The following is a 16,844-nucleotide window of genomic DNA, read 5'->3' as shown; positions in this document are numbered from 1 at the left end:
TTGCAGAGATATACATTTTTATTGATGCAGCTGCTGGTTATTGGTACAACAATCGCCAATTAAGTAAGGCGCTAATGATGTCAGTCGAGTTTTATAACCTTAATGCCAGCCAATTTGCCGCAGACACGACTAATGTCGACATGTCAGCGCTTTATGCCCGTTTTTTACCAAAACTGCCGCCCGATGGCGTTATCTTAGATGCGGGGTGTGGCACGGGACGCGATAGCCGTTTCTTTCTGGCCAAGGGTTTTACTGTTTGTGCATTTGATGCCAGTACGGAAATGGTGCGTTTAGCCCGTGAGTTAACCGGGCTTGATGTACGTCTTAGTACGTTTCTGTCTTATCAGTCCGATATCCATTTCGATGGGATCTGGGCTTGTGCATCTTTGTTGCACATCGCGGAAGCTGAGCTTGCTGTAACATTTAATCACCTTGGTTCACTACTAAAGTCGCGTGGTGTTCTTTATTGCTCTTTTAAGTTAGGTTCAGGTGAAGTGCAGCGTGATGGCCGCTGTTTTACCCAAATGACGGCTGACCGCTTAGGTGTTGTTTTATCAGATACCCGTCTAAAAATAGCAGAGTACTGGGTCACAGCTGATGCCAGGCCGGGCCGCAAACAAGAGCAATGGCTTAATGCGTTACTGGAGGCACGGGTTTGACGGCAACAACCTTGTATCAGGGGAATATTCTCACCACTGGCGGTGCGGTTGATCCTTTGCTGCCAAAGTTAATCTATGCCATTAATCATGCTTCTGAGATTGAAATAAGCGTGTCTTTTATTCAAACCTCAGGCATACATTTATTGTTACCGGCACTTACAGATGCGCTTGCAGCCGGTGCCAGCATCAAAATTCTGACGTCGGATTATTTGCAAATTACCGCGCCGGAAGCGTTACGCCAACTGTTATTACTCTCAGAGCGCGGCGCAGCCATCAGGTTGTTTTGCTGTGGTGCCAACACTGCCTTTCATATGAAGGCTTATATTTTTGTCAAATGTCAAAACGGGACAACAGAGCAAGGTTGCGCTTATGTCGGTTCAAATAACATCAGCCGCACCGCCCTGTTAACTTCGCATGAATGGACCTTGCGGCATGATTTTGTCGCTGCCGAGGCTAATTGTCAGTTCACTGATATTCGCCGCCAGTTTGTCAGTATTTTTACTCATAAACAGAGCGTCCCACTGACCGAGCAGGTTCTGGCCGACTATCTTAAGCGCTATCAGCAAAATCGACAGCAACGTTTGCAGTTGGTTGGCGCAGAGCTTGAACAAGAGGCCGTCATCACACCTAACCCGGCCCAACAGGATGCCTTGGCAGCGCTACAACTTAGTCGTCAGCAAGGTTATAAACGTGGATTAGTTGTATTGGCTACCGGCATGGGTAAAACCTGGCTGGCGGCTTTCGACGCAAGACAAATTAACGCACAGAAAATACTTTTTGTTGCACACCGCGAGGAAATTCTGCTGCAGGCACAGCAAAGTTTTGCCCGCTTAAACCCGTTAAAGAGCAGCGGTTTATATTTCAGTGGCGAAAAAGCTGCAACTGCAGACATGGTTTTTGCATCCATTCAAACATTAAGTAAAAAAGAGCATTTACAGTTATTCGCTACAGATCACTTTGATTACATAGTAATTGATGAATTTCATCATGCTGGCAGCCCCAGCTATCATCAGGTGTTAAACCACTTTAAACCGAACTTTTTACTGGGCTTAACCGCGACCCCTGAGCGCAGTGATCAGGCGGATATTCTGGCGTTGTGTGATAACAACTTAGTGTTCGAGCGTAACCTGGTGCATGGTATTGAAAGTGGCATTTTGGTGCCGTTTCATTACTTTGGTGTTTACGATCAGTTTGTCGATTATCAGGAAATTCCCTGGCGTAGCGGTAAATTTGATGCCACAGCACTGGATGCTGCTTTTGCCACCCGCCAGCGGGCAAAGCATATTTTTGAACACTGGAATAAGCACAAACAACACCGGACATTGGCGTTTTGCGTGTCACGCAAGCATGCCGATTACATGGCAGGCTATTTTACCCAGCAGGGGGTGAAAGCGGCTGCGGTTTATCAGGGGAGTGCTTTGCGTCGCAATGAAGCCCTTGAGCAATTGGATAACGCAGTCATTCAGGTATTGTTTTCTGTCGACTTATTCAATGAAGGAACAGATTTACCCTCAATAGACACGGTGTTAATGCTTAGACCAACCGAGTCAAAAATCTTATTCTTGCAGCAATTAGGTAGGGGCTTGCGCCGCGCAGATGGGCTGGATAAGCATCATCTGGTGGTTGTTGATTTTATCGGTAATCATCAATCGTTTTTAAACAAACCCGCTGCATTATTTAATACCAGCGGCATTAAAAATATCAGTCGTAACATTACAGAGAAACCGATAATAGCACCGGGCTGCTACATAAATTTTGCGCCGCAAATTGTTGAGTTTTGGCAGCAACTGGTACGCAAAGTTAAAAACACAGCAGCAGAAGATTTTGCCCAGCTGACAGCTGAAATTGGTCGCCGCCCAACCGCTGCCGAGTTTGCTTTAGCCGGATATGATCTGCTTAAAGTGCGTAAGCAACATGGCAGCTGGTTTCAGTTGGTAGCAGAGCACACGCAGGATCAAGACTTGGCCGGTTTAGTGCAACGTTATGGTGATTGGTTGCTCGACGGCATTGAAACTACGGCTATGGCTAAGTGTTTCAAAATGGTTTTGCTGCGAGCTTTTCTGCAGTTAGATGGTTTTAATGCTGCGGTTAATACTGAAGAGTTGTCAGCACTGAGTTGGCAAATTATCCAGCGCAGGCCAGATCTGGTTGAAAAAGACGTACCAGCGGAGCTGCAACACCAAAAGGAAGCTAGCGTAAAATGGCATCAATATTGGTGTAAAAACCCGATACATTTTTACGCCAAACAAGATAAGCATGCGGCAAAAGCCTGGTTTGTGCTGAGCGAAGAGCGGTTTAGTGCCAACTTTAAAGTTAATCCAGATGATGTTGCCTTACTGACAGAGTTAAGCCATGAGCTAATTGATTTGCGCTTGCTGCAATATACCTTGCGCACGCCAGCTCCTGCGGAAGTCTCGAGCGAATTGGATCGTCAACAACAGAACGTGACCAATGTTTTGCCGTTTTATCCAGCGCTTAAAATTGCCTGTGGTCATTTCGGTAGGGGTATGCCGGATGATGTAAAAATGCTGAAACTGCCAGAGCATTATGGCCATTTAAACCCCATACAACATTTTATTGCGCCAGCAAAAGGTAACTCCATGAACGGTGGAAAGCAGCCTATAGCAGATGGTGATTTGTTGTTACTGGAGTGGGTTACACCTGTAAATGCAGGTTCAATCTCGAATAATGTTATGGCCATTGAGCGCCTGGACGATGTCGGAGATGCTGAATACTTGCTAAGGGTAGTGAAAAAGCAGGGGCATGGTGTTTACCTGCTTAAAGCAAATAACCCGGATTATGGCGACTTAGCAGCCAATGACACTATGCGCACCTTTGCAAGGTTAAAAGCTATAATTGCACCGCAAGATGTAACAGAAATTCAGTGATACCTTCAACACCTTTTTCGCTTCTTTACTGCTAAGCCAGTTTTCGGTTTCTTGCTTTTTATCAGTCATTTACTTAGCCATAACCATGCGAAAGCTTTCTGATACTACCGCTGTTAGTCTTTATTTAAAAGCTTCACAGTCGCAGTGCTTAATTGTTTTGAAAATGTAAATTATGTTATCTTTCTGCTTTTCACGGATGAGGCAGCCCTATGAAAACCCTTCACGATATTCAGCGCACAAACCAAATTCGCATGCAAGCGCAGCAAAACCAGCAAAAAGAAGCCTTAGCCAAGGCATTGGCAGCCAATTCACACACACTGTTTGTGATGAATGAAACCGAATTTTTTGAGCTGGCGGTAAATATTAAACGCCAGCAAGGTATGCAACAGGCTGAAATAAATGCCTGGATGAAGCAACTAGCGCTTCAAAACCCAGCGCTAGGGCAGTTATGGGAGCGGTATAATGAGCGGGTTAAAATGTTCATGTCCGCAATTCCGGTAACTGCAGATGCTGCTGCACTGGCCGTGTTGGCGAAAGATTTAAGTAAAAGCGGCAATTTACTAACGAAATACCAGATTAAAACTTACCATGGCCGCACTTATGTAATTATTAAAGGCTATCCAGCACTGAGACAGCATCTAACTGGTACCCGCTATTTGGCAAGCCATCCTAAAGTGGTGTCTATGGGGATTGGTAAAATGGATGCTGCGAAGGCGATTAAAGGCGGTTTTGTGTTGTCATTAGTGTTATCGGTTGGCTTTCATGCGGTTGACCAGCTGCTGAATGATCAGAAAACCTGGCACGACTTCGTCGGCGGTGTAGCGGCAGATGTTATTTATGCCGGGGCAGCCTCGGCGATTGCTCTGGGTTTTTTGTCCATAATTGCGGGCGGCTCCGCAACTTTAATTGTTGGACCACTTTTAATCGTATTGGCCGTTGGCGCACTCGCAACAACTCTGTTTTTGCTAATTGATGAGCATGTACAACTTGGGCGTCATATTTCACAGATGCTATCAGATGCTCAGAATCAAATTGAAAGTGACATTATGAGAGCGGAAATGAAGTCAAAAAGGCTGAAAACTCAATGGAACGAAGATACATTAACATTTTTACATGAGTTATTTGCTGTTCCGAAATGGAGTCTACAGTAATGCCACAGCAGAGCGCAGACTTTGAACGTAAAAAAGGGCTTGCAGTATTATTGTCATTTGTGATGCTGGCGATGACAGCAGGCTACGTCTTTTTTGCTACTGAGTTTTTACAACAACTTGTCAATTTAGATAAGCAAGCGTTTTACTTAAGAGTCTCCATGATGGTTATCCCGGGGTTAATTGCCACGCCCATTTTATTGATGTCAATCTACATTATGCTGCGGCGGCATTTCGGCAACTTGCCAGCGCAGCATTTTGCATTGTGGGTGAGGGTGTCGCTGGTATTGCTGGCCTTGGCTTTTATGATTCGCATCGTGTTGGGTTTTTGGTTACCCAATTATGTCGCTGCGAATGGTTTTACCCAATGCAGCAAGCTTGAGAATCCATCGCCTTTTGCTTCGCAGGTGTGGGTGCGTCAGCCGCAATACTGCCATGAATTATCCTATTTAGTTAACGTTGAAGTGCTGGAGTGGTTTGATGAACAGCAAGCTGCTGGAGCCAAACCTTCTACCGATGAAGTAGCCGCGCAGATTGAATTATTTATTGCAGAGCATAAACAGCGGTATCAGTAATGACGGAGAGCAGACCAGAACCCGGCACGCCGGAATTTGAACAATGGTTGTTAGACAGGGCCAAAAAGCGAGCTGACAGAATTTTTACTGTCGAAATACCGGAAGATTTAGCGCACGTTGATAGTGGCATAATGGCTGGCCCGGGCAGTTGGAAAGACATCATGCCGGAAAAAACCATCGCTGAAGATATTGCTATTGATAAGGCGCATAAGCGAAAACACCTTAAAGTAGTGAAGTAGTGCCGCAGCAGACTGAGGATTTTGAGCGTAAAAAAGGCCTGGCAGTATTTTTGTCTTTCGTGATGTTGGCTATGACTGCAGGTTACTGCTGGATGGCTTTCGACTCCATAGAGCAAATTATGTATATCGAACAGCGCCAGTTTTACTTTCGGATCTCAATGTATGGTTTGCCGGGACTTTTCGCGTTACCAATATTTTTAATGATTACTTATGCTTTGTTAGCACGGCATTTTTCAACCCTACAAGAGAAGCATTTCAAGTTCGGCGTAAAGTTATCACTGTGGTTGCTTGGTTTAGCCTTGCTTGCACGAGTAGCATTTGGCTTTGTTCTGCCCGGCTATTTGCAGCAGCATGGCTTTAGTTATTGCGCAGAGTTAACAGGAGCAGCTTTACATGCGAATGACGTATGGGTATCAAATGAAGAGTACTGCCACCCGTTATCTTATTTAGTCAGGGGAGATCTACTGGATTGGTTTGACGAGCAGCAAGCAGCCGGGGCAAAACCTTCCAATGATGAAGTGATAGCGAAAATTGAGTTATTAATTGCACAATATAAACAGCGTTATCAGTAATGACTGAGCACAAACCAGAACCCGGTACACCAGAGTTTGAAGCCTGGCTGTTGGCCAGGGCGCAAAAATGGTCTGATGAATTATTTACCACCGAAATCCCAGAAGAGCTGGCCGATGTTGGCAGTGGCTTAATTGCCGGCCCGCGCAGTTGGGCGGATGTTATGCCGGAAAAAACGATTGCTGAAGATATTGCTATTGATAAAGCACATAAGCGAAACACCCCAGAGTAGTCAAGTGACATTGCGGCGGCTTATAACCGGCAGCGGCTGGCCAAGATTGGCTGGAGCTACTACTGGTGTTGCTTAGGCTGTATTGATCAGAACAGCCTAACCAAGTGGATTATTTATTCAGCCTTATTTCGGCGCCCATGTAAATGAAACTGACGTCACAGAGTCCAAAAGCTCTTTGTTGTTTAATGGGTGGGAAAATTTAGCAGTAATTGAAAATTGTTCATCTATGACTAAATTAAAACCCGCATCGAAGGATGCGTATGCTTTATCCAGCTTGTCTTCGTTTTCAACAAGTTCAGGAAACAGTGAGCTGGCTTTCGCTGTATTAGCATAATACCCAGATAATCCTAAAGTTCCTACAAGCCTTCCTGCCTTCTTAATTTCAGTTGACTCTGTAATTGGAAATTCAAAAGCGAACTGAGCGCTTGAATAAAATGCGGCCATACGTTTATCGACCTCAAGTTCATTCTGATAATTTAATAACTTAACTCCTGCCTGTAAATTGATATAGCAACCACCATGCAGGTTATTTGCGCTACTACCACTACCTTTGAAGTCACATATGCCGTGACCATCATCTTGGTTAAAAGTATAAGTATCATCTGCGATCTTAAAGTTGACCAAGCCAGTATCAGTTCCGAGTAGTGAATTATTCAGTGTGTCTAAGTTGAAGCTTGCATCAGTACTAGCGTTAACAATTAGATATAAGGGCAAGTAACCGTGTGCACTATAATGCAGGTTGTATCGAATCAGGTTAATTTGAGCTTCGGCTCCGCCACTGAAGGATGTCAAAGACAGGTTGCCAAAACCCTGAGGAATTTTATCACTGGCTTGTGCGCACTTGTCTTTGGTGCATGCTGTAGTTATCCCTAATGTACTCAAAAGCTCTGAGGCCGAGCTTTTTCCTTTGAGGCCATAACTGTGTATATTGGCTTCGTACCTAATTACGTTATCCTGGCTATCAAGATATAGTCGGCTTGATAAAGGTGTTTGGCTAAATGCGTACGGTGAGGCGCTAATAAGCAAGGTGTATATCAATAGTTTTTTCATTTTTATTCCCTAAATTAATTTATGTTGTCTTTTTTCATGTGCTATTAATTAAATACTTTATTTTTGATTTTGCTTAATTTATGAAGCTATTTATTGTGCTTTTTTTGCTTTTGCCTCACGCCATATTAGCTGCGCCGCAGAAAGCGCTTGTTTTTCCTCTTGATGATGAGACAGTTGATAAGGAGCATAAGGAAGATACTGGGCGTACGCAGAGAGTATTCAGGCGATTTGAACAACATGAAAATAATGTTGTTTATGCTGATTATTGGCGGGGCGATAAGTTGGATGGCCATTTGGATGTCACTATAAGTGCACGATATTTGTTAACGACACCTTATGAGTCGGAACGGAATAAAACTTTTGACTGGGCGGCTTTTTTTGCCTTCACCGGTGAGTTCGATTTTTTTTACGGGACAAGGGCATCAGGACCTGTTGAGGGGCGACGCTTTAACCCCGGGCTTCATTTTGTATATGTGCCCAACCCAAAGATTAATTATGGCTGGCGGGAATGGCGCTTTTCGCTGGAGCATGAATCAAATGGTCAATCTGTAGATGACAATGATGCGCTGTCAGCACTGGCAGTACAATATTATGAAAAATATGCTGAATCTGAAGGTATCAGCCGAACTCGGTCATTAGAGCTCGCTACCGAAAGTGTTAGTCGGAGTTCTGATTTTATAGCGTTTGGTGGCTTGTATAGCGTAGCTGGAATTAACTGTCGTTTGTGCCCATATCAGTACAATATGCAGTTTAAATTGAGAAATATTATCGGTGAAGCTGAAGATAACGTGTTCTGGGTTATGGGTGAGACCTCCCCTAAAATTGAAGATTATCAGGGTAGTGAATTAACTTTTTCTTTTTACTGGTCACCTCAGCAGAGTGGTCCAAAGCATGAGCTAAGATTCAATTACAGAACCGGGCAGTTACTTGGTGCTGATACATTTAAGCGCAATACTTTTGATCTAAGTTATTACTATAATCTGAACGTTTTCAGTGTTACTTTACCTGTAACAATTACTTATCACCATGGATATCTTGAGGAGCTTTACCGCTATTCAGAGAAAAGCAGCTATCTTTTACTCGGTTTGCACTTTCTTTATTAAAAGCCAAGATATGTTACTGTCAGTAAAAGCTTGCCTGAAAACTAACCGACGTTGGCCTATTAACTAAAGCTGGTCTGCACCTCAGTCTTCACCGCCGTCATCAGTCTATGGATCGGGCATTTATCGGCAACGGCGGCCAGTTGCGCTTTTTGCTCGTCGGTTAAATTTCCCAGCAGTTTTAACTGCACCTTTAACACATAAGTGCCTTGCGCTTCCTGGCTGCTGTCGCGGGTTATGTCAATGTCGATGTAATCCAGCGGCAGTTGCTTGCGTTTAGCGTACATCATTACCGTAATGGCTTTGCAGGCGGCCAGGGCGGCGTCGTAGTAGTCGTGTGGGTCGGGCGCGCTGTTATCACCGCCCAGGTCTTGGGCCACATCGGCAAAAATAGTGTGTTGCTGAATGCGAAGGGTTTGGCGGTAAATACCGCTGTCGCTTTTACGTAATTGTATGCTCATGCGCTACCTGTGGTGAGTTAACAGCCTTACTGGTTTTCTCAGTCTATACTGCCCTGATGGTTATTGGTCAGCTTTTTTTTGCCGTTGGTCTTGGCAAAGTGGCTTTTAGCTTGATTACATACAGCCTTGTATGTATATTGCGCAGCCTAATCTGCCCCAGTTGCCCCTTGTGCTACACAGCACGGTGCGCTAAGGGGTAGCGATAACAGGAGAGGCTATGGGGTTTAACAGTAAAACGAAGGCTGCATGGGCAGCGGTAATGTTAGCGGCTGCCGGGTTATTAACGGCCTGCAGTGAACCACAACAGGCAGGCGCAGCGCAGGGCGCGCCCACACCCGAGGTTGAAGTGGTAACGCTGGCACACAGCGAGTTGGCGCTAACCACTGAACTGCCCGGCCGCACCACCGATTACCGCCAGGCTGAGATAAGACCGCAGGTAAGCGGGATTTTGCTTAAGCGTTTATTTACTGAAGGCCAGGTTGTACAAGCCGGCCAGCTGTTATACCAAATTGATGCGGCGCCTTATCAGGCCGCCCTGGCGCAGGCTAAGGCTAACTTAGCCAGCAGTAAGGCGCTGGCGCACAACGCTAAGCTTAAAGCCGAGCGCTTTAAAGGCTTACTGGGCAGCAAGGCGGTAAGCCAGCAGGATTATGATGACGCCAGTGCCGCCCTAATGCAGGCCGAAGCTGCCGTGGCCAGCAGTGAGGCGGCGCTGCAAACGGCGCAAATTAATTTAGATTACACGGCTATTCATGCGCCGATCAGTGGCCAGATTGGCCGCTCTCTGGTTACCGAGGGGGCGCTACTAACGGCGAACCAGGCGCAGGCACTGGCGGTTATTCGCCAGCTGGACCCGATTTATGTCGATTTAACCCAGTCAGCGACCGAGCTGTTGCAGCTAAAACGCCAGCATAACGCCGATAGCACTGAGGTGGTAGTCGATTTGCTGCTGGACGATGGCAGCCGCTATGCCCAGCAGGGCAGCCTGCAGTTTTCTGAGGTCAACGTCGACCCCAGCACCGGCATGGTGACACTGCGGGCGGTATTTCCTAATACCCAGGGTGAGTTACTGCCGGGCATGTTTGTCCGCGCCCGTTTGCAGCATGGTGTGGATAACCAGGCCTTGCTGGTGCCGCAGGCGGCGGTAAGCCGCACACCCAAAGGTGACGCGACGGTGTTGCTGGTAAATAGCAATAACGAAGTAGAGCAGCGCCAAATTGTCACCGGTAACAGCCGCGGCCAGCACTGGCAGGTGCTGTCGGGGTTAGCGGTGGGCGATAAAGTGATAGTGGCCGGCCTGCAAAAAGTACGGCCGGGTGCTCAGGTGCGGGCCGTGGCTGCAGCGCCAGCGGCCAGCCAGATGGCCATAGAGTAACGGGAGCAGTCATGGCGAATTTTTTTATCAGCAGGCCCATTTTTGCCTGGGTGATTGCGCTGGTGATTATGCTGGCCGGCTTATTGGCCATTAAGCAGTTGCCGGTAGAGCAGTACCCGCGTATCGCGCCACCGGCCATTAGCATTAGTGCCAGCTACCGCGGTGCCTCGGCGCAAACGGCCGAAGATGCGGTCACCCAGGTCATAGAGCAGGCGATGAATGGCCTGGATAACCTGATGTATATGTCGGCTAACTCGGACTCGTCCGGCAACGTTAGCCTGACGCTGACCTTTGAAACCGGCACCGATGCCGATATTGCCCAGGTACAGGTGCAAAATAAACTGCAGCAGGCGTTGCCACTGTTGCCGCAGGAAGTGCAGCAAAATGGTGTGCGGGTAGCTAAATCTAACGGCGCTTTTTTAATGGTAGTAGGCTTTATCTCTGACGATAACAGCCTGGGCCGTGACGATATCAGCGATTTTGTCGTTGCCAACGTTCGGGATCCGCTAAGCCGCACACCGGGGGTGGGCAACGTGGTGGTATTTGGCAGCCAGTATGCGATGCGGGTATGGCTGGACGCCGACAAACTAAACCAGTTTCAACTAACCCCGGCCGATGTTACCGCAGCCATACAGGTACAAAATAATCAGGTGACTGCCGGCCAGTTGGGCGGCGCGCCGGCCTTGCCGGATCAGCAATTTAATGCGGCTATTATTGCGCAAACCCGGCTGACCAATGCCGAGGAATTCGGCCAGATTTTACTGAGGGTAAATGCCGACGGCTCTACCGTGCGGCTTGCCGATGTGGCCCGTATTGAGCTGGGTGGTGAAGATTACTCGGTGATGGCGCGTTACAACGGCAAAGTGGCGACCGGCCTGGCCATTGAGCTGGCCACCGGTGCCAATGCGCTGGATACCGCTGCGGCAGTGCGGGCCAAATTAGATGAGCTGAAGCCGTATTTTCCGGCCGGCTTAAGCACGGTGATCCCTTATGACACCACGCCCTTTGTCGAAATTTCGATAAGCTCGGTAGTACAAACCCTGATTGAAGCCATTATCTTAGTGTTTTTGGTGATGTATCTGTTTTTACAGAACTTCCGTGCCACCCTTATTCCCACGCTGGCGGTGCCGGTGGTGCTGTTGGGCACCTTTGGCGTGATGGCGGCCTTTGGCTTTTCGATTAATACGCTGACCATGTTTGGTATGGTGCTGGCCATTGGCCTGTTGGTGGATGACGCCATAGTCGTAGTAGAAAACGTTGAGCGGGTAATGAGCGAAGAGGGGTTAGGCCCGGTAGAAGCGACCCGTAAGTCGATGGGGCAAATTACCGGTGCTTTGATAGGGATCGGCCTGGTGTTATCGGCGGTGTTTGTGCCGATGGCATTTTTCGGCGGCGCCACCGGCGCCATTTATAAGCAGTTTTCTATTACCATCGTTACCGCTATGGCGCTGTCGGTGCTGGTGGCGCTGATGTTTACCCCGGCGCTGTGCGCCACCATGTTAAAGCCGATTAAAGGTGAGCATCAGGCCAAGGGCGGCTTTTTTGGCTGGTTTAACCGCGGCTTTGACAGTACCAACAAAAACTATCAGCGCGGCGTGGCGGGCATGCTGGCCCGGCCGAAACGCTCGATGCTGGTGTACGGCGCTATCGTTGCGGTGATGGCACTGATGTTTGTCCGCCTGCCGACCTCGTTTTTACCGGAAGAAGATCAGGGCGTGTTTTTAACCCTGGTGCAGCTGCCCACCGGTGCCAGTCAGCAGCGCACCGAAGCGGTAATGGACAAAATTTCTGCCCATTACGCCAGCGAACAGGCGGTACAGTCGGTCTTTACCGTGACAGGCTTTAGCTTTGCCGGCCGCGGCCAGAATATGGGCCTGGCCTTTGTGCGGCTAAAAGACTGGAGTGAGCGCGGCCCGGCGGATGCCGTGCAGGCGGTAATAGGCCGTGCCTGGGGCTTTTTTGCCACGGTAAAAGAAGCACAGATATTTGCCTTTAACCTGCCACCGATTGCTGAGCTTGGCCGCGCCACCGGTTTTACGCTGTTTTTGCAAGACCGCGGCGGCCTGGGCCACGAAGCGCTGTTAGATGCGCGTAATCAGTTATTGGGCATGGCCGCGCAGCAAGCCAATTTAGTCGGTGTCAGGCCCAACGGCATGGAAGATGCGCCGCAGCTGCAAATTGAAGTAGACCAGCTTAAAGCGCAGGCGCTGGGGGTGTCGCTGAATGACATTAACCAAACGCTGGCGATTGGCTGGGGCTCGACCTATGTGAATGACTTTATCGACCGCGGGCGGGTGAAAAAAGTGTTTGTGCAGGCCGAGCCCGAGTTTCGCATGACGCCGCAGGACATCAAACGCTGGCACGTGCGTAACCACAGCGGTGAGATGGTCAGCTTTGCCTCTTTTGCCAGCAGCCATTGGGTTTATGGCCCGCAGCGGCTGGAGCGTTACAACGGCGTATCGGCGCTGGAAATTCAGGGTGAGCCCGCACCGGGTACCAGTTCAGGTGAAGCCATGGCTACGATGGAGCGCTTAATCAGCCAGTTACCGGCCGGCATTGGCTTTGAGTGGACCGCCACCTCTTATCAGGAAAAGCTGTCGGGCTCGCAGGCGCCGGCCCTGTATGCGCTGTCTATTCTGGTGGTGTTTTTATGCTTAGCCGCCTTGTATGAAAGCTGGAGCGTGCCCTTTGCCGTGATTCTGGTGGTGCCGCTGGGCATTATCGGCGCCTTAACCGCCGCTTATATTGGCGGCTTGGGTAACGATGTCTATTTCCAGGTGGGGCTGCTTACCACTATGGGGCTGGCATCGAAAAACGCCATCTTAATTGTCGAGTTTGCCCGCGAATTGCAACAGCAAGGCAGAGAATTGACAGCGGCCATTCTGGAAGCAGTGCGGCTGCGGCTAAGGCCGATCATTATGACGTCGATGGCGTTTTCGCTGGGCGTACTGCCGCTGGTGTTAAGCTCAGGCGCCGGCTCTGCCAGCCGCAATGCGATTGGCGCCGGCGTGCTGGGCGGTATGATCTCGGCCACGGTGCTGGCGGTGTTTTTAGTGCCGGTGTTTTATCTGGTGATCATGCGGCTGTTTGCCAGTACAACCGTGCCAGCGGCAGCAGGTACTGAAGTGCCGGCGAAATAAGCCAGCAAAAACGGGCAGCGCCTTGATTAACCAGCGGCTGCCCGTCTAACGCTTTTACCCCTGTACCGGCAGGTTGGCACTTTGCTACTTGCCGGTTTTTTTATGGCTGTTTCAGGCCCTGCAGCATAGTATCAATCAGTACCGGCGCGTGCTGGCGCAGGTCACACTGCTGCGGTTTTAATAAGAAGTGGCTGATAATGCCGCCGACATACATATGCATTGACATGGCGGCTAAGCGTGGCGATACCCCCTCCCGCAAACTACCAGCCTGTTGCGCCCGCTCAAAGGCCCGTTGTAGCACTGCTACGGCCTGCTCATCTAACTGGTCTTGCTGGTTAACGGCCGGGTTTAACTCGTCGATATATTCACAGCGGTGAAACACTATCGTCAGCACCCGGTGGTGCTGCGCGCTGCTGGCAATAAGCTGTAAGCCATTAATATACAACTGGCGGATCTGCTCGAAGGGTTCATCTGTGGTGTTATTGTCCAGCGCATCCAGCAAATGCTGAAACGGCAGCCGTACCCGCTCTAACATGGCATTAAACAGATCAGCCTTGTTTTGAAAGTGCCAGTAAATGGCACCCCGAGTCACGTTGGCTGCCACGGCAATTTTCTCCAGCGTGGTACGCGACACACCCTGTTGATAAAACAACACTTCTGCAGCATCTAAAATTGCCGCGCGGGTACTTTCAGCTTCGGCTTTGGTACGTCTGGCCATGCAACATCTCTAACAACGAACAAAGGATAAATTGGCGCCATGTTAACACAAAACCCTTGCTCAAGCTTTAGCTAATACGCTGCGGCGGTGTAAACGAAAATCCCGCCGTAGCGGGATTTTGGTGGTTTGCCTAGCGCGAGATAACCACGCTCTGGTTATTATGCCGGTCGTACTGTAGCAGCTTGTTTTGCTGGGTGGTCAGCAATTGGTTACTGTCTGTGATAGCAAGATCGATATGGGCGTCGCCATTGTTACCGTAGGCCACACAGCTGTTGTCGTCCAGGTCAACTTCCAGCACGGCATTGGCGCTTACCAGCAGGTTATCGCTGCCGGCGTCATAAATCATATGCAGTGGCGTGGTGTAGTTCAGATCCAGCATATTTTGCTGTGCAGCATTTAAACAGCTGCTGACGATGACCTGCGCTGTCGCCGTGGCGCGATCCATCTGATGGATCAGACCTTGCGACTGACTAAGCAGGTACACTTTATCTGCACTGCTATTGAGGGTGATATCCACAATGCCGCTAACAGCGTGATTGGCATCCTCAGGAGTAATACTGATCAGCTGATGCTGGTTGGTGATTAAGTCAAGCTCAACCAGGGTATTGTCTGTGGCGAAACTGCTGAGCAGCAGCATGTTATTAACGGGGTCGATCACACCGCCACCAAAAGAGTCGACGTTAATGCCGCTGTCACCACCGCGCTGTTTTAATAGGCTAACGGCTGAGGTGGTCAGATCTACTGCGACTATCTGGTTAGTGTAAATCACTATTAACCGGTTACGCGCTTTATCCAGTAACAAATCTGACGCTGTGTCAGCAGGCAGGTTTGCACTGGCTGTGACAAAACTGCGATTGGCACTGGTTAAATCAACCGCCAGCAGCGCCTGGCTGGCGTTGTTGTTCGCGTCCAGCACATAAACCTGATCGGTGTCAGGATCTACTGCCAGAAACTGAGGCATCAGCAAGTAGCGGCCATCACCGACGCCTGAGCTTAATACTTTGCTGCGAGTGCCCGTTGCCAGATCAACGGCTAATACCAAGCCGGCCATAGCGTCGCTTAACAGTAAGCGGTTTTGCTCGGCGTCAAAGGCCAGGCTTTCTATCTGGGCAGTGACATAAATATCCTGTGCCGCTTCAGCGGAAATCGTGTCGATGGTGGCTGTGGTTAAATCGACCCGGAAAACACCGGCAAAGCCGGCAACATAAACAACAGTATCCGTTTCACCTTTAGCTAATGCCATATTAAAACCAGGAATATCACTGACAACCAGGCTACGGTTACCGCTGCTGACATCAATACTGATCAGGCCATCGCGCTCCCAGGTAAACCCCAACAGCTTATCGCCAAGCCAGGCCAACTTGTTGGTTTCCAGCCTCGGGCCGTTGCCTTTATCATCGGATGACACCAGTGTCAGGGTATTGCTATTAAGCGCGAAGCTATATAGCTCGTGTAAATAGTTGGCCCGTTCATTGGCCGGATAAGCCAGCATAAAGAACAATGTTTGCGCAGCCTCGACGTACACCATATCGGTCAGGTTGATAAACTGTTGCTCTGCCAAGGGTACGGTAAAGCTATGTACCTGATTAACCACGCCGGTGGCGATATCGGTGCTGTACAGGGTAACGCTGTTATCCAGCGCGGTGGCATAAAACACTTTACCAATGTCGGCGGCGATGACCGGCCGGTCAGCACCTTGCAGCGTGCTGAGAAACTGATACTCATTGCTGGCCAAATCAATACTCACCAGCTCATTATTTTCTACCAGCGCATAAAGCCGGTTAGTTAAGGCATCGAAGCTAAAGGTGGAAGGCGCAAATTTACGGCTGACACTGACACTGGCTGCTTGCGTATTGCTGTTGCCGGCAGAGTCGGTTACCGCTACTGCCAGAGTCGTATCCGTATTGGCTGGCAGAGGTACTTCGGCCGACCAGTTTAGCTGATACTCCGGCGGGCTGCTGGCGATACCAACCTGCTCAGGGGCAAGAGCCGAGCTGCTGCTCAGCGTTGCATCAACACCGTTAATACTGATGTTCAGCAGGGGGCTGGTACTGATGGCGTTGCCGCTGACGGTGATGGTACTGCGCTCTGTTTTTGCCTGGCCCAGCGGAAACTGAATATTGACCTGTGCATCGAGTGTGCCGCCCGTTGCCGCCAATGTCGTACTGCTAAAGCTGGCACTAACGCCACCTATGGTCAGCGTGCTGGTGGTGGTACTGCCATTGGCGCTGGCAGCTCTGTGCCGCAACCTGACGGTGTTGCCATTATTCACCGTGCCATTACTGCTGCGGTAGTTGCCCCCATTAATAGCATATTCACCGTTGCTGACACTGATAGTGGCCGCGGCATTGATACCACTAACCGTAATAGCGGCAGATTCTACCCACTGGTCTAACGGGGTATTTACCTGAGCGGCAAAACTAAAGCTGTTCGGTGTGGTGTCAACGGTGACACCGCCGGTGCCGGTGTCTGTGTTGTCGCTACCGCCGCCACCACAACCGGTGAGGGCCAATAATGTCGTAAGTAATAGCCAGGGCAGCGCTGCTGCAGGCTTGCGCAGGGTTAACGGCATAATGTCGTCCTTGAGTAAAAGTAGGGAAACAAACAGGTTAAAAAATGTACCTTTTTTAAGGGTTAATGAGTGACAAGTCAATGCTTATTTTAATAAGGTGTAACTATTTTGTGGTGT

Annotated in this window: 14 protein-coding genes; 10 read left to right on the top strand and 4 right to left on the bottom strand. The window is 49.3% G+C overall.

What is annotated here, in order from left to right:
• Window positions 1-74 precede the first annotated feature (74 nt).
• From RNAN_RS05970 to RNAN_RS05940, 7 genes are all read left to right on the top strand, one after another.
• Window positions 75-659 carry a class I SAM-dependent methyltransferase gene (locus RNAN_RS05970; protein ID WP_237739895.1) on the top strand — a complete coding sequence of 195 codons (585 nt, stop codon included), beginning with the start codon at window positions 75-77 and terminating at the stop codon, window positions 657-659.
• On the top strand, window positions 656-3,547 hold the full coding sequence (locus RNAN_RS05965) for a DEAD/DEAH box helicase family protein (RefSeq protein WP_008219820.1): 2,892 nt from the start codon (window positions 656-658) through the stop codon (window positions 3,545-3,547). The genes RNAN_RS05970 and RNAN_RS05965 overlap by 4 nt, the downstream gene beginning before the upstream one ends.
• A 209-nt stretch (window positions 3,548-3,756) precedes the next feature.
• The gene (locus RNAN_RS18640) at window positions 3,757-4,698 is read left to right on the top strand and encodes a hypothetical protein (protein WP_008219818.1); all 942 of its coding nucleotides are present in this window, start codon (window positions 3,757-3,759) and stop codon (window positions 4,696-4,698) included.
• A 62-nt stretch (window positions 4,699-4,760) separates the two neighbouring features.
• On the top strand, window positions 4,761-5,270 hold the full coding sequence (locus tag RNAN_RS05955) for a DUF1240 domain-containing protein (protein ID WP_237739896.1): 510 nt from the start codon (window positions 4,761-4,763) through the stop codon (window positions 5,268-5,270).
• The gene (locus RNAN_RS05950; protein ID WP_008219816.1) at window positions 5,270-5,509 is read left to right on the top strand and encodes a hypothetical protein; all 240 of its coding nucleotides are present in this window, start codon (window positions 5,270-5,272) and stop codon (window positions 5,507-5,509) included. The genes RNAN_RS05955 and RNAN_RS05950 overlap by 1 nt, the downstream gene beginning before the upstream one ends.
• Window positions 5,509-6,081, top strand: a complete 573-nt coding sequence (locus RNAN_RS05945; protein ID WP_008219815.1) for a DUF1240 domain-containing protein — start codon at window positions 5,509-5,511, stop codon at window positions 6,079-6,081. The genes RNAN_RS05950 and RNAN_RS05945 overlap by 1 nt, the downstream gene beginning before the upstream one ends.
• A complete protein-coding gene (locus tag RNAN_RS05940) occupies window positions 6,081-6,311 on the top strand; it encodes a hypothetical protein (RefSeq protein WP_008219814.1) in 231 nt (76 codons plus the stop codon). The genes RNAN_RS05945 and RNAN_RS05940 overlap by 1 nt, the downstream gene beginning before the upstream one ends.
• Window positions 6,312-6,434: 123 nt before the next feature.
• Here the strand turns inward: RNAN_RS05940 and RNAN_RS05935 are convergent, their stop codons facing one another.
• A complete protein-coding gene (locus tag RNAN_RS05935; RefSeq protein WP_008219813.1) occupies window positions 6,435-7,361 on the bottom strand; it encodes a hypothetical protein in 927 nt (308 codons plus the stop codon).
• An 80-nt stretch (window positions 7,362-7,441) separates the two neighbouring features.
• On the opposite strand from RNAN_RS05935, the gene RNAN_RS05930 reads away from it, so the two are divergent.
• A complete protein-coding gene (locus tag RNAN_RS05930; protein WP_008219812.1) occupies window positions 7,442-8,464 on the top strand; it encodes a hypothetical protein in 1,023 nt (340 codons plus the stop codon).
• A gap of 59 nt (window positions 8,465-8,523) precedes the next feature.
• Here RNAN_RS05930 and RNAN_RS05925 read toward each other — a convergent pair whose 3' ends face one another.
• A complete protein-coding gene (locus tag RNAN_RS05925; protein ID WP_008219809.1) occupies window positions 8,524-8,922 on the bottom strand; it encodes an OsmC family protein in 399 nt (132 codons plus the stop codon).
• Window positions 8,923-9,139: 217 nt separating this feature from the next.
• On the opposite strand from RNAN_RS05925, the gene RNAN_RS05920 reads away from it, so the two are divergent.
• Both RNAN_RS05920 and RNAN_RS05915 read left to right on the top strand, forming a co-directional pair.
• Window positions 9,140-10,297 carry an efflux RND transporter periplasmic adaptor subunit gene (locus RNAN_RS05920; protein ID WP_008219806.1) on the top strand — a complete coding sequence of 386 codons (1,158 nt, stop codon included), beginning with the start codon at window positions 9,140-9,142 and terminating at the stop codon, window positions 10,295-10,297.
• An 11-nt stretch (window positions 10,298-10,308) separates the two neighbouring features.
• Entirely contained in the window at window positions 10,309-13,437 is a 3,129-nt protein-coding gene (locus RNAN_RS05915) for an efflux RND transporter permease subunit (protein ID WP_008219803.1), read from the top strand.
• 100 nt (window positions 13,438-13,537) lie between these two features.
• Here the strand turns inward: RNAN_RS05915 and RNAN_RS05910 are convergent, their stop codons facing one another.
• Together RNAN_RS05910 and RNAN_RS05905 are read right to left on the bottom strand one after the other, a co-directional pair.
• Window positions 13,538-14,155, bottom strand: a complete 618-nt coding sequence (locus RNAN_RS05910; protein ID WP_008219802.1) for a TetR family transcriptional regulator — start codon at window positions 14,153-14,155, stop codon at window positions 13,538-13,540.
• A gap of 130 nt (window positions 14,156-14,285) precedes the next feature.
• The gene (locus RNAN_RS05905) at window positions 14,286-16,727 is read right to left on the bottom strand and encodes a YncE family protein (protein ID WP_008219800.1); all 2,442 of its coding nucleotides are present in this window, start codon (window positions 16,725-16,727) and stop codon (window positions 14,286-14,288) included.
• Between the last annotated feature and the right edge of the window lie 117 nt (window positions 16,728-16,844).

Origin of the sequence: Rheinheimera nanhaiensis E407-8 (assembly GCF_000296695.1) — a bacterium.
Lineage (GTDB): Bacteria > Pseudomonadota > Gammaproteobacteria > Enterobacterales > Alteromonadaceae > Alishewanella > Alishewanella nanhaiensis.
Note: the sequence above shows the minus strand (reverse complement) of the source record. Positions and strands in the feature narration are given on the sequence as shown.